The organism is Gillisella taibaishanensis (assembly GCF_001938985.1).
Lineage (GTDB): Bacteria > Pseudomonadota > Alphaproteobacteria > Rhizobiales > Rhizobiaceae > Allorhizobium > Allorhizobium taibaishanense.
This window is the reverse complement of record NZ_MKIN01000018.1, coordinates 26,099-38,683: the sequence shown is the minus strand read 5'-3', so window position 1 is coordinate 38,683 and position 12,585 is coordinate 26,099. Positions and strand designations below refer to the sequence as shown.

Below are 12,585 nucleotides of genomic sequence, written 5' to 3'. Positions count from 1 at the left end.
ACTGGCATCCTTTGTCGACAGGAAGCAGACAATGCCGGAAGGGCTTGCAGCAAGTCGGGTGGTGTGCGAGGTCTGCCGCATGCCCAAACGTTCACCACCCGACATGCCTGATCTCTTCGACATCAACAGGGGCCTGCTGCGGCCGACAGAGGCCGAGCTTCTGACAGGTCCGGATTTTGCCTTGGAACTCGCTGCCCGGGGCAAAGGGGTCTGGCCGGTGGCGGGTACGGACGAGGCTGGGCGAGGGCCACTCGCCGGGCCGGTTGTTGCGGCCGCCGTCATCCTTGATCCCGATGCCATTCCTGATGGTCTGAACGATTCGAAGAAACTGACCGCCGCCCGACGCGAAGCGCTGTTTGCCGAGATCATAGCGACGGCCACCATATCGATCGCCTCATCCGGGGCCGCTCACATCGACCGACGTGACATCCGCAAGGCAAGCCTCGACGCCATGCGCCGCGCCGCAGCCGGTCTCGCCGTCACACCCGCCCATCTTTTTTGCGATGGCCGCGACATACCGCCGGGACTAGAGTGCACGGCGACCGCCGTCATCAAAGGCGATGCCCGCTCGCTCTCTATCGCCGCCGCCTCTATCATCGCCAAGGTGACGCGGGACCGGATGATGGCGCGGGCCGGGCTGGTGTTTCCCGCCTATGGTTTCGAAATCCATGCGGGCTATGGCACAGCGATCCACCGTAAGGCCATCGACGACCATGGCCCCTGCCCGCTGCATCGCATGAGTTTCGGCTCGTTAAAGGCCGTGGAATAGCGCAGTCCGCGGTCAACCAACCTAATTATCAGAACATGTCCGGACTGCCGTCCTCCGCCAGTGCCGCCATCTCAGAAAGCTCCAGACACAAAAAAGCCGGGCAGAACCCGGCTTTATTTTCTAAACGACGCTATTTTACAAACCGCGTAGTGCGTTAGTTCAGGCGGCCTTTGACTTCACCGATCGAAGCGGCAAACAGGCTAGACTGCAGTTGGGCATCAGCCTTCTGCTTCAGGATTGTTTCAGCGGCAGATACGGCGAGATCAACGGCAGCGGAACGCACGGCATTGATGGCGTCAGTTTCGGCCTGCTTGATCTTCTGTTCCGACAGCGCATTGCGGCGCTGGACGAATTCCTCGGTCTTCTGACGAGCTTCCTCCGTCAAGGCAGCGGCTTCGCGTTCGGCGGCGGCAACGATGGCCTGCGCCTCGGCTTCGGCTTCCTTACGCTTGGCGCGATATTCGGCCAGCAGCTGCTGGGCTTCTTCGCGCAGGCGCTTGGCTTCAGCCAGTTCGTCGCGGATGTTGGCAGCGCGCTCGTCGAGCGACTTCGCCATCATGCCTGGAACCTTCAAATAGGCGATCAGGCCAAGAAAGATAATGAGGCCGACGAAGGCGAAAAATGTTGCATCATACTCCATCGTTTCAACCCCTCTTGCCGGCGACAACAGCCGATTGTGCTTCGGCCGCCGATACATTGGCGCCGGTGAGCTGTTCGACGATGGCAGCCACGGTTTCGGTGGCGATGGCGTCGACCTCGGCAAAGGCCTTGGTCTTCAGGGCAGCGATGCCGGCTTCGGCAGCAGCGATCTTCTGCGCCAGTTCGGCCTCGACGGCAGCGCGGTCGGCAGCAGCCTTGGCCTTCGCGGCTTCGCGGGCTTCAGATGCAATCTGATGACCCTTGGCCTTGGCGGCACTCAATTCTTTTTCATAGGTCTCGACTTCGGCATCGGCTTCAGCCTTCAGGCGGCTCGCCTCGTCGACATCCTGTGCGATACGATCATGACGATTCTTCAGGATACCGCCAACACGCGGCACGATGACCCGCTGCATCACGATGTAGAACAGGCCAAAACTGATGACCAGCCACAGCAGCTGCGATGCGAATGTGGAGTGGTCGAAAGGCGGGAAAACGCCCTTGACGTGGCCCGCGTCATGGGGAACGCCGGTCTCCGTGTGAGTCTCAGCCGCTGCCGGAACATCCTCGGCATAGGCGGGGGTAACGAACATACTCGCCTCCAGTATCCTGCACATACAAAAGATCACGGCCGACTGCGACAGTTGGCCGTGATCCAGAATTCCGCTGAAATCAGACAGCGAACAGGAGCAGGAGGGCTACGAGCAGCGAGAAGATGCCCAGAGCTTCCGTAACGGCGAAGCCGAATACCAGACGGCCGAACTGGCTGTCAGCGGCAGACGGGTTGCGCAGTGCGCCCGACAGGTAGCTGCCGAAGATGTTGCCGAGGCCGAGAGCCGTGCCGGCCATGCCAAAGCAAGCCAGACCTGCGCCGATGAACTTTGCTGCTTCCGCTTCCATGAGAGTACTCCTTTGAAATGGTTATTGCGGCGAATGACTGACGCTTGTTACGCCAATGTCGATATCCTTAGTGCCCGCCCGGATGGATTGCGTCGTTCAGGTACATGCAAGTCAGTACCGCAAAGACGTAAGCCTGAAGGAAGGCAACGAGGAACTCCAGACCGGTCAGAGCGACGGTCATAGCGAGGGGAAGGATGGCGCCACCGACGCCGAGAGCGCCGAGGCTGCCAAGCGAGGCAACGAAGCCCGCAAACACCTTCAATGTGATATGGCCTGCCAGCATGTTGGCAAACAATCGGATCGACAGAGAGATCGGGCGCGACAGAAACGAGATGATCTCGATCGGCACCACGAGGAACAACAAAGCGAAAGGTACGCCAGAGGGCACGAACAAATTGAGGAAGCCAAGGCCGTGCTTATAGAAACCATAGACCAGCACCGTGCCGATCACAAAAATCGCCAACGCAAAGGTGACGATGATCTGGCTGGTGACAGTGAAGAAGTAGGGCATCATGCCGAGAAGGTTCGCGGTCAACACGAACATGAACAGCGAGAATACCATGGGGAAGAATTTCATCCCGTGGCTGCCCGCCCCTTCCCGCAGCATCGACGCCACGAATTCGTAGGACATTTCAGCCACCGACTGCGCACGACCAGGGATCAGGCCGCGGTTAGACGTGGCAAAATACAGGAAGCCGGCGGCGCAAGCCACCGTCGCGACCATGAACAAGGAGGCATTGGTGAACGAGAAATCCATGCCACCAATTTCGATCGGAACAATCTTGTGGATCTGGAACTGATGGGTCGGATCGTTTGACACCTGGTGATCTCTCTCGCTTTTGCCACCCTTGAGTGGCGTTCCTTACCTCGTCCGTCGGATGCAAAGCATCCGCCGTGTCATTTCGTCTTGCCGTCCGGCCTGCGATCGGCTGGATGCGGCGAAGCCACCTTGCCTGCCGCGCGCAGCACGTTCAGCACACCGGCACAGAAACCAAGCATCAGGAACACAATAAGCCCCCAAGGCGAAGTCCCAGCAAAATGGTCAATCAGAAAGCCGAGAATGATACCGACGATAATCGCGGAAAGGAATTCGCTGGAGAGCTTCATCGCCTGAGCATAGCCCTTTCGGCCTACCTCCGCCCGCTCATCCCTTGCGGCATCTTCCCCCGTTCGCACCTCTTTTGCCGCCAGTTTGGCTGCAAGTTCGCTGCGACGCCGTTCCAATTCTCTTTCCTGATCGTCCATACGCCCTCCCCGTCCGAACCCGAGCCACCTGTTAAGGCCTTGCTCCGGTATGCAAACGGCTCGGATATTACATGGTCCGGCCGGTCTTGAATTTGGCCGCACCATAATTTTGCAAGCTTTGATAGTCAAGGCATTGCCGGGGGTTGCTTCACGACAAATTAACCGAGAAAAATCAGGGTCTTGCACGATTTTTTGTAATTCCCCACAGAAACCGGCACGAAAAAGCCGCCTTCACGGCGGAAAAATCGCCGTTTAGCCCGAAGCAGTTACGGCCAAAGCATCATCAGGTGCGACTGCTCAGAGCTTGAGAATCACGGGCCCAGCAGGCCCGTTCAATCCTGTTATCCCTGGAGTTGGAGCGGCGCTATCAGGCCGCCTCTGTCAGATAATGACATGCGAACCGAGTTCGACGACGCGGTTGGCCGGCAGACGGAAATAATCCGAGGGGTCAGTTGCGGAATTGGCCAGCGCGATGAACAACCGGTCCTGCCAGTTCGGCATACCAGCCTTGGCGTCGGGCACCAGCTTGCGGCGGCCGAGATAGAACGAGGTCGACATGATGTCGAACTTCAAGCCGCCCTTGCGCAGCTTGGCTAGCGCCTGCGACACATTCTGCTGCTCCATATAACCGAAGCGGATTTCAACCCGGCTAAACCGTTCCGACAGGCTCTCGGCCACGAAGCGCTCCGCCTCGCTGGCGCGTGGCCGGTTGACGGTCTTGATGGTGAGAATGATGTTCTTCTCGTGCAGAACGTGATTGTGCTTCAAGTTATGCAGCAGGGCGGCAGGCGCGGTTTCCGGGTCGCTGGTCAGGAAGATCGCGGTGCCAGGCACGCAGACTGGAGCATGCTCGCTCTTGCGCTCCACGGACGAGATGAAAGACGACAGCGGAATGTCGGCATGACGGGTTTTGGCAAACAGGATCGCCGTGCCGCGCCGCCAGGTCCACATGACGATGGTAAAGCCTGCCGCAAACAGCACAGGGATGTAGCCGCCGTCATGGATCTTCAGGAGATTGGCGCCGAGGAAGACCATTTCCAGCGCCAAAAGCGGTACAATCACGGCAAGCGCGACGATGACCGACCATTTCCACTTCTTGCGGACGAATTCAAAGGCCATGATCGTGGTCACGACCATGGCGCCCGTGACGGAAATACCATAGGCGGTGGCCAACGCATCCGAGCTTTCAAACAGCAGCACGAGGCTGAGCACGCCGAGCAGCAGCAGCGTATTGACCGCCGGCAGATAGATCTGCCCGGTATTGGTCTCCGAGGTGAAGAGGATTTCCATGCGCGGCAGGAAGCCAAGGTGAATTGCCTGGCGCACCATCGAGAAAGCGCCTGTGATCACCGCCTGGCTGGCGATGACGGTGGCCGCCGTTGCCAGAATGATGACCGGCAGAATCGCCCAGCTCGGAAACATCAGGAAGAATGGATCGGACGCCATGGCCGGATCCTTTAGAACCAGCGCGCCCTGGCCGAGATAGTTCAGCACCAGAGCCGGAAACACCAGAGCGAACCAGGCCCACTGGATCGGCCGGCGGCCGAAATGGCCAAGGTCGGCATAGAGCGCTTCGGCGCCGGTCACCGTCAGGAAGACGGCGCCGAGGACGACGAAGCCGAGAAACTTTTCCTGGAACAGGAAGGTCACGGCGTGAATCGGGTTGAAGGCCCTGAAAATCGCCGGATCGTCGAAGATATGGCCGATGCCGCCCGCGGCCATGACCACGAACCAGACCACAGTGATCGGTCCGAAGAAATTGGCGACCGCGCCTGTCCCGCGCGACTGCACGGCAAACAGCACGATCAGGATCACCACCGAGATCGGCACGATGAAGCTCGAAGATTGCGGCGCGACCAGTTTCAGACCTTCGACGGCCGAGAGAACCGAGAGCGCCGGCGTGATCATCGCATCGCCCAGGAACAGCGCTGCGCCAACCAGACCGAGCACCATCAGCACCATGGTATGGCGGCCAGCTGATTTGCTGAGCAGGGCCAGAAGCGACAGGGTTCCGCCTTCGCCGTCATTGTCGGCGCGCAGCAGGAACAGAACGTATTTCAACGTGACGATGATCGTCAGCGTCCAGACGATCAGCGAGGTCAGGCCGATCACCTCGAAACGGGTGATGCCGTCATGGGCAATCGGCTTCAGCGCCTCGCGAAATGCGTAGAGCGGGCTTGTGCCGATATCGCCATAGACCACGCCGACCGAACCGAGAGCCAGCAGCAGCAGGCTGCGCAGATCTTTCTTTTCGGCTGGAGCTGCATGGGGAGTTTCCTGGGACATCAATTGTTACAGGCTCTCAGAGCCAGCCTTTCGAGCGGAAAAACAGGAAGGGAATGATCGCGGACAAAACCATGACGATGAGAGCAAATGGGTAGCCGAAGACCCACGTCAACTCCGGCATGATCTGAAAGTTCATTCCGTAGATGGAGGCGACCAGCGTCGGCGGCAGGAACACCACCGAGGCAATAGAGAAAATCTTGATGATAGCGTTCTGCTCGACATTGATCAGGCCAAGAGAGGCATCGAGCATGAAGCTGATATTGCTTGCGATGAACCCAGCATGCTCCGACAGCGACTGGATGTCATGGGCGACGACCTGACAGAGGTCGCGCGCCTCGGTGTTATCCTTGACCAAGCCAACCGACAGAAGAAAGGAAACCAGCCTGGAGAGCGATGCCAGGCTATCGCGGGTCTTGCTGACCAGCCGGTGATGGGCGGCGATGTCGAACAGGCGATCTTCAAGAAAGCGCGCCTGACGACGCTTGGCATGACTGCGGTCGACAAAAACCTGTCCGGACAGGTTTTCGAGCCGCATGCCGGCAATCTCAAGCACTTCGGCGGTACGGTCGACCACGGTTTCGAGAAGGCGCGCCAGCATCACGGCATTGGACGTGCATTGGGCATGGCTGCGGCCAAGGGCTGCGGTGAACAGGCCGAAGGCACGCGGCTCGGTATAGCGCACAGTGACGAGGCGGCCGGCTCCCAGAATGAAGCCAACATCACCCAGCAGCGGAGCGTCGGATTCGGCTTTGCAGATCAGTGAGGCGGTCATGTAAACGCCATGATCGTCCATGTACAATCTGCTTGAAGGCTCGATATCCTTGAGGTCTTCGCGGGTGGGAAGCGGCAGGCCCAGCAATCGCTCCGCCAGCGCTTCCTCCTCCCGGTCAGGGCTGAGAAGATCGAGCCATAGAACATCCTTGTCCAGTAGCGATGGCGCTTCGCTGGGCAGAATCAGTTCTGCCGTCCCGTCACACCTGTAAGCTTTGATCAAATGTTCGATACCTTTGCCCGATAACGGAGCCCGCTTGTCCGCGATCCGCCAGCTAATCTACTCACGGAACATCCGCGAGCACTTGAAACGACTGTTTACAGCATCGCACAGAAAACTGAAATCGGCTTTCCGCTGTCAATTTGCGCTCTGCTCCACGTGACCAAGCCCCATCCTCAACTGCGAAGCTTTAGCACCTGCCGTGCGGATGGCAAGGCCAATTGCGCGTGAGGTGTTGATCCTTATCAAAGCAACCCTAAGCATTGTTTGTCACTATGCTTGCGCCAGGGTAGCGAAACCTTGTTGTAAGAGCGCTGGACCCTACAACCGCGCGACCAGCCGTTGCAGAGACGATCTGCAACGGCTTTTTTGACTGTTCGACCGACGATCCTAGAGGATCAGAACTTACTCGAAAGTGATGGTCGGGGCCTGACGGGCCGAATGACGGCCAACCTCGCTCCAGACGCGGGTTGCGATCTCCCGGTAAACCTTGGCCTGCGGCCCGTCGGGCTCGGCAACGACGATCGGCGTGCCGGCATCGGAATGTTCGCGAATGGAGATGGTCAGAGGCACCTCGCCCAGGAAAGGCGCGCCGATCGCCTCCGCTTCGGCTCTCGCACCGCCATGGCCGAAGATGTCGTAGCGGGCACCGGTGTCGGGCGCGATGAAATAGCTCATGTTCTCGACGACACCGAGAACAGGCACCTCGACCTTGTTGAACATGCTGATGCCCTTGCGGGCATCGATCAGCGCCAAGTCCTGCGGGGTGGACACGATGACCGCGCCTGTCAGCGGTACCTGCTGGGCCATGGTCAGCTGCGCATCACCCGTGCCGGGCGGCATGTCGACGACGAGCACATCCAACTCACCCCAGGCCACTTCGCGCAGCATCTGCATCAGCGCCGACTGCACCATCGGCCCGCGCCAGATCATCGCCGTACCCTCGTCGACCAGGAAACCGATCGACATGGCTTTCAGTCCGTAATTCTCCATAGGCACGATGATGCGCCCGTCGATCTGCTGTGGTCGACCGGTGATGCCGAGCAGGCGCGGCATCGAAGGGCCGTAGACGTCGGCATCGAGAATGCCGACCTTCAAACCGTTTGCCTGCAGCGCCAGCGCCAGATTGACGGCGGTGGTCGATTTGCCAACTCCGCCCTTGCCCGAAGCGACAGCAATGATCGCACCGATGCCGGGAATACCTGCCTTGGCCGGCCGGGCCGGTTGGCCGGGGGCAGCTGTCGCATGGGAATGCCCGTGAGAATGGTCGTGGCCATGGGAATGGGTATGTTGAGGCGGTGGTGGCGGCGCGGATCCTGCCTTGCGCTCTGCGGTCAGGCTGACCAGAGCGCCCTTGACGCCGGCCATGGCCTTGACCACCCGCTCGGCTGCCTGGCGCATGGGCTCCAGCTCGCGCGCCCGCTCGGCGGGAACATTGATCGACAGATAGACTTTGGCATCGGAGATGAATACGTCGGAGACCATGCCGAGATCGACGATATTGCCGTCCAGATCCGGCCCCCGCACTGTCTTCAGGGCTTCGAGAACGGTGTTTTTATCAAGCGCCATGGATCCGCTTCCTAGATTGTGCCTGCTCGGGCAGACGCGACGACATCGCCGCGATGCAAAAAGGATAAGCTGCTGACATAGGGAGGAATCGGGGCAAACGGAAGAGCAAATCCGGTCAAACCGCATCGGACGAAAGAGCGGGAACCAATTTCCAGGACAAATCCGGCACGAAACAAAAGCAGAGCGACGAACCACAGAGGAGCGCGTCCGACGAACAATATAAAAAAGCCGCCAAACCCAGGTCTTGACGACCGGTTTCGGCGGCTTTTGCGAGAGCGGTTTCGAGACCGTTCTTCTCCAAGTCCCCTCTGGACCCTGTTTGATCTCTTAGAAAGCACGAACCGTGCCAGATTGAAAACCTCCCGGCTTTTCCACGATGTGACGCAGAAAAGCCTCGCGAGCCTTTCGGAAATCCGCATTTTTCGGCAGCAGGTGATCACGCATGCTCAAAAAACCATCAGGGAAGCAATCCGTTTACCAAACCCCTTATGGGATAACCGCTGGTGCAAGATAGTCGTCCAGACATTCTGGATCGAAGACCCGGCTGTCGAAGAACATGTCCGGGCCGAGCAGCAATTTGCCCGTGGTGGCTCCGACATACTGGGCAGCAGCCAGTGCGCCTTCCAGTTTGGTTGAAGCACTGGGTATGGGAGCGAAGACCGGCTTCAGCGCGCGCCGAAACAGGTCGGGCCGGTAGGTGTCGAGTACGATCTGACGGCTTTCGTCGCTGGGAGATAGCTGCCGACAGAGCATCATCTGGCTGTAGAACCAGAGAGCCTGACTGACCCAGGGAAAGTTGGCCGCCTTGCGATCGAGCAGCAAGAAGTCGGCGAAGGGCTCCACCTGTCCCGGAGCGGTGATCAGGTCTCCCGTCAGCGCCGGCAAAAGCAAGCTACCGTCAACGCCGAGATAGCGGGGAGCCGCCAGAATGCCGGCCAGTTCTTCGGTATTGCCGGGATGACTACACCACTGCGCTGCGCGGTAGAGCGCGCGAATCAGCGCATCCAGCTCGCCCTGCTGGCGCTCTTCCCACGAGCGGGTCATTGCCAAAACCTTGTCAGGCCCGCCGCGCCAGATCGCGGCGGTGGCGGCGATCATGCAGCCCACCCCCCGGTCGACCGCTACGCTGCTCCAAGGTTCGGCGGCACAGAATCCGTCGATTGCGCCCGTTGCCAAGCCATCGGCCATCAGCGGCGAAGGCAGCGCCACGATGCCGATGTCGCAAGGCGACACCTCACTTGTTTTAGAGTTTTCAAAGCGCGCATGGAGGCCGCTTGCGGCAAGCCAATAGCGCAGATGATAGGCCTGGCTTGAATAGTCGTGGCCAACCGCAAATTTGAGCGGCAACAAGCCTCGGCTGCAGCGTTGCTGCGCGACCTGTTTGAGTGCTTGCCCGGCGCTGAGTGGATCGGCCAGCCGCAGCGGCCCGAGTGCCCGCATGGCATCGGCCAACGCAGGCGAAACGGTAACGGCTCCTCCGCCGAGTGACAGCGTCATCGGCACGATCAGGCTTGGCGACAGGGGAAAGAGTGCAAGGCTGGATGCCAGCGCGAAAGGCGCCGGGAGATGCGCCCCGTCAAATTGACCGACAGCCAGGCGATTGCCGATCTGTCCCCAGGAGGTTTCGCGCACCAGCCTGAGGACAATGCCCTCATCCCCGGCAAAGCCTTTTTCCACCGCCGCCACCAAGGGTGCGCAATCGAGAAACGGCATGTAGCCGAGCGTGATCTGCGTTGAGAACTGCTTGCCCATCAGATCATTCATGCCGCAAACGACGGTACCCGGCAAGCCGAAGCACAGGAGCATTCGTCCTGCCGGGATCCTCTATTTTATCAGATTGAGACGCAGTGCCTTGGCGACCGCCTGGGTGCGGTTGACCGTATCCAGCTTGCGGGTGGCGCGATTGAGGTAGTGATTGATCGTATGCTCCGACAAGCTCATGATTTCGGCAATTTCCACCGAGGTCTTGCCGGCTGCCGTCCATGTCAAACACTCGATCTCGCGCTCGGTCAGCGTTTCCGTGACCCGCGCATCGAGATCGCGGATTTCCGCCAACCGGTTAAACACATGGCTCGACAAATACTGCAGCAGCACCATGTCCTGGAAGGAAAAGGCCGGCATTTCGCCGCAAAGGCACACGGCGCCGCGATTGCCGGCAGCGTCATGCACGGGAAAACAGGCGCCGCGCGGCATGCCGAAGCGGATGAACAGATCGCTCGCCAACTGCACGGTCTTCGGGTCGCGTTCGCGGGCCACAATATGAACGTCATAAAAGACAGGCACGGCCGCATTGCGCAGGCGCTCGAAGACCGGGCTCGTGGTCAGCAATGACGCCATATCGTACTCGGTCAGGAAATCTGCTGGCCAGTTGGTGATGACAGAGCTGCCGATCAGGGTTTTTGCCCCCGCCGACGGCACGTTCATCACAAGGAATCCCTTGGCTGCAAAAAATTCAGTGACGCGCTTCATCAGCCTGAAGACATCGAACTGCGTCTTATAGGTGCTCACTTCCCGGATATAGCGTTCGACCATGGCTAATTTCGATGCCGTATCTTCGGCAGCCGAGACCATGTGGACGAGATCGTCACCCATTTTATAAAAGGTCCTGTTGTTGATATATCGTCACGACTGAACCGTGACCGCATGCCATGGTTATCGCAAACGAATTACGCGGTCTGAAACACCAGTCGCCCGAATGAGTTACAACTAAAATATTTCGAACTAAAAAAGCCGTTCCTCAAAATTTAATGAAACCCTGTATCTCCTCATTTCTTGCGTCCCACAACAGATTTCCGACCCATCGAGGCGCTTTTCTCCAGAGAATTTCAGTCTGTATGCTTATGCGACAAAGGTTTAAGTGACCATCATGACGTTAGACTAAGAGACCTACCTTGCTCCAGCATCAAGGCGATAGGGTGGACATTGGCCATATTACGCAAGCTGGAGCTATTCGGATTGGGTACGGCCCGGTTTTTCTGCACGCACCGCACTCACGTCAGCTCGAAGCCGAGGCTGCCCGGTCTTTACACCATGGGAATTCGCGGGTTTATGGAGCACCGTATCGTTTCGCACCGGCCGAATCGAAGCTAGGCCGTCTCAGTCCTGCTTCTCGCGCCTTCAATTGCCATGACACATTGCGAAATCTTTGGGCGAAATCTTTAGGAGAGCACCGTGGAAACAGCCTATAGCGGCACCATCCTTGTCGAAAACCGCCTGACGCTGGGCGAAGGCCCGACCTATGATCCATCGACCGATACGGCCTGGTGGTTCGACATTCTCGGCAAAGGCCTGATCGAGCACCGGTTCGCCACCGGCGAAACCATTACCCATGCCCTGCCCGTGATGGGCAGCGTTCTGGCCAAGATCGATGCCGACAGGCAAATGCTCGCCACAGAAAAAGGCATTTTCATTCGTGAGGTCAGCACCGGCGCGCTGACACTGTTGACCGAGCTTGAACCGGAACGGCCCGGCAATCGCTCCAATGACGGTCGGGTGCATCAGAGCGGTGCGCTCTGGGTCGGCACCATGGGCAAGACCGCGGCCGACGGTGCGGGTGCGATTTATCACGTTGCTGGCAAGACCGTGACCCGGCTCTACGACGGGATCAGCATTCCCAACTCGATCTGCTTTTCCCCTGACGGTAGCCTCGCCTATTTCGTCGATACCCGCGTCAACCAGATGATGAAGGTGAGCGTCGACCCCGCCACAGGTCTGCCGACGGGAACCCCAAGCCTCCATATCGATGGTCGTGAACGCAAAGGGGGGATCGATGGATCAGTCTGCGATGCCGAGGGCGACATCTGGAACGCCTGCTGGGGCGTGGGCGCGGTTGACCATTATAATAAGGATGGAAAGCACCTTGCCCGCTACCGCCTGCCGGCGGCGCAGACCACTTGCCCGGCCTTTATCGGCGCCAAGGCCGACCGCCTGCTGGTGACGACGGCAACCGAGGGTCTCGATGCGGAGGGCCTTGCTGCCGACCCTGAAGGCGGAAAGATCTTCCTGCTGGATGTGACCGTCAATGGCCGGCACGAGCCTAGCTTCCGCTTATAAAGCCAACCCTTCAATTCCTCAACCGGAGGTCTTCAAAGCGAAGGCCTCGAACTGACGATTCTGCCTAAAGTTCCATCAGTATGCAAAAATAAAATGCAGGCAACTATCGGAACTGACTTGTGTTTCGGGCATTTCC

At 59.0% G+C, this 12,585-nt stretch carries 12 protein-coding genes; 2 read left to right on the top strand and 10 right to left on the bottom strand.

The window, feature by feature from the left end; all coding sequences use genetic code 11:
• The first annotated feature begins 79 nt into the window (after window positions 1–79).
• On the top strand, window positions 80–769 hold the full coding sequence (locus tag BJF91_RS02475) for a ribonuclease HII (RefSeq protein ID WP_075613077.1): 690 nt from the start codon (window positions 80–82) through the stop codon (window positions 767–769).
• A 154-nt stretch (window positions 770–923) separates the two neighbouring features.
• Here BJF91_RS02475 and BJF91_RS02470 read toward each other — a convergent pair whose 3' ends face one another.
• The 10 genes from BJF91_RS02470 to BJF91_RS02425 form a co-directional block, all read right to left on the bottom strand.
• A complete protein-coding gene (locus tag BJF91_RS02470; RefSeq protein ID WP_075612909.1) occupies window positions 924–1,409 on the bottom strand; it encodes a F0F1 ATP synthase subunit B in 486 nt (161 codons plus the stop codon).
• A 4-nt stretch (window positions 1,410–1,413) separates the two neighbouring features.
• On the bottom strand, window positions 1,414–1,998 hold the full coding sequence (locus tag BJF91_RS02465; RefSeq protein ID WP_075612908.1) for a F0F1 ATP synthase subunit B: 585 nt from the start codon (window positions 1,996–1,998) through the stop codon (window positions 1,414–1,416).
• A 79-nt stretch (window positions 1,999–2,077) separates the two neighbouring features.
• Window positions 2,078–2,305: a F0F1 ATP synthase subunit C gene (locus BJF91_RS02460; RefSeq protein ID WP_003588243.1), complete on the bottom strand. Its 228-nt coding sequence runs from the start codon at window positions 2,303–2,305 to the stop codon at window positions 2,078–2,080.
• Window positions 2,306–2,372: 67 nt separating this feature from the next.
• Window positions 2,373–3,125: a F0F1 ATP synthase subunit A gene (locus tag BJF91_RS02455; protein ID WP_075612907.1), complete on the bottom strand. Its 753-nt coding sequence runs from the start codon at window positions 3,123–3,125 to the stop codon at window positions 2,373–2,375.
• A gap of 77 nt (window positions 3,126–3,202) precedes the next feature.
• Window positions 3,203–3,550, bottom strand: a complete 348-nt coding sequence (locus BJF91_RS02450; protein WP_075612906.1) for an AtpZ/AtpI family protein — start codon at window positions 3,548–3,550, stop codon at window positions 3,203–3,205.
• A gap of 381 nt (window positions 3,551–3,931) precedes the next feature.
• Complete coding sequence (locus tag BJF91_RS02445) at window positions 3,932–5,836, bottom strand: potassium transporter Kup (protein ID WP_075612905.1); 1,905 nt, start codon at window positions 5,834–5,836, stop codon at window positions 3,932–3,934.
• A 16-nt stretch (window positions 5,837–5,852) separates the two neighbouring features.
• Window positions 5,853–6,830 carry a magnesium transporter CorA family protein gene (locus BJF91_RS02440; RefSeq protein ID WP_075612904.1) on the bottom strand — a complete coding sequence of 326 codons (978 nt, stop codon included), beginning with the start codon at window positions 6,828–6,830 and terminating at the stop codon, window positions 5,853–5,855.
• A gap of 402 nt (window positions 6,831–7,232) precedes the next feature.
• Window positions 7,233–8,396, bottom strand: coding sequence for an iron-sulfur cluster carrier protein ApbC (gene apbC, locus BJF91_RS02435; RefSeq protein WP_075612903.1), 1,164 nt, complete (start codon window positions 8,394–8,396; stop codon window positions 7,233–7,235).
• Window positions 8,397–8,882: 486 nt separating this feature from the next.
• Window positions 8,883–10,160 (bottom strand): CmpA/NrtA family ABC transporter substrate-binding protein, encoded by a 1,278-nt coding sequence (locus tag BJF91_RS02430; RefSeq protein WP_234801522.1) that lies wholly within the window; start codon window positions 10,158–10,160, stop codon window positions 8,883–8,885.
• 60 nt (window positions 10,161–10,220) lie between these two features.
• On the bottom strand, window positions 10,221–10,928 hold the full coding sequence (locus BJF91_RS02425) for a LuxR family transcriptional regulator (RefSeq protein WP_407639853.1): 708 nt from the start codon (window positions 10,926–10,928) through the stop codon (window positions 10,221–10,223).
• 639 nt (window positions 10,929–11,567) lie between these two features.
• Here BJF91_RS02425 and BJF91_RS02420 point away from each other — a divergent pair.
• Window positions 11,568–12,449 (top strand): SMP-30/gluconolactonase/LRE family protein, encoded by an 882-nt coding sequence (locus BJF91_RS02420; protein WP_075612902.1) that lies wholly within the window; start codon window positions 11,568–11,570, stop codon window positions 12,447–12,449.
• Window positions 12,450–12,585: the final 136 nt, after the last annotated feature.

What these genes read in the sequence shown, in the direction of transcription:
- BJF91_RS02475 (WP_075613077.1), top strand. Translation starts at nt 80, where the DNA reads ATGCCCAAACGTTCACCACCCGACATGCCTGATCTCTTCGACATCAAC.
- BJF91_RS02470 (WP_075612909.1), bottom strand. Translation starts at nt 1,409, where the DNA reads ATGGAGTATGATGCAACATTTTTCGCCTTCGTCGGCCTCATTATCTTT.
- BJF91_RS02465 (WP_075612908.1), bottom strand. Translation starts at nt 1,998, where the DNA reads ATGTTCGTTACCCCCGCCTATGCCGAGGATGTTCCGGCAGCGGCTGAG.
- BJF91_RS02460 (WP_003588243.1), bottom strand. Translation starts at nt 2,305, where the DNA reads ATGGAAGCGGAAGCAGCAAAGTTCATCGGCGCAGGTCTGGCTTGCTTT.
- BJF91_RS02450 (WP_075612906.1), bottom strand. Translation starts at nt 3,550, where the DNA reads ATGGACGATCAGGAAAGAGAATTGGAACGGCGTCGCAGCGAACTTGCA.
- BJF91_RS02445 (WP_075612905.1), bottom strand. Translation starts at nt 5,836, where the DNA reads ATGTCCCAGGAAACTCCCCATGCAGCTCCAGCCGAAAAGAAAGATCTG.
- apbC (WP_075612903.1), bottom strand. Translation starts at nt 8,396, where the DNA reads ATGGCGCTTGATAAAAACACCGTTCTCGAAGCCCTGAAGACAGTGCGG.
- BJF91_RS02430 (WP_234801522.1), bottom strand. Translation starts at nt 10,160, where the DNA reads ATGAATGATCTGATGGGCAAGCAGTTCTCAACGCAGATCACGCTCGGC.
- BJF91_RS02425 (WP_407639853.1), bottom strand. Translation starts at nt 10,928, where the DNA reads ATGGTCGAACGCTATATCCGGGAAGTGAGCACCTATAAGACGCAGTTC.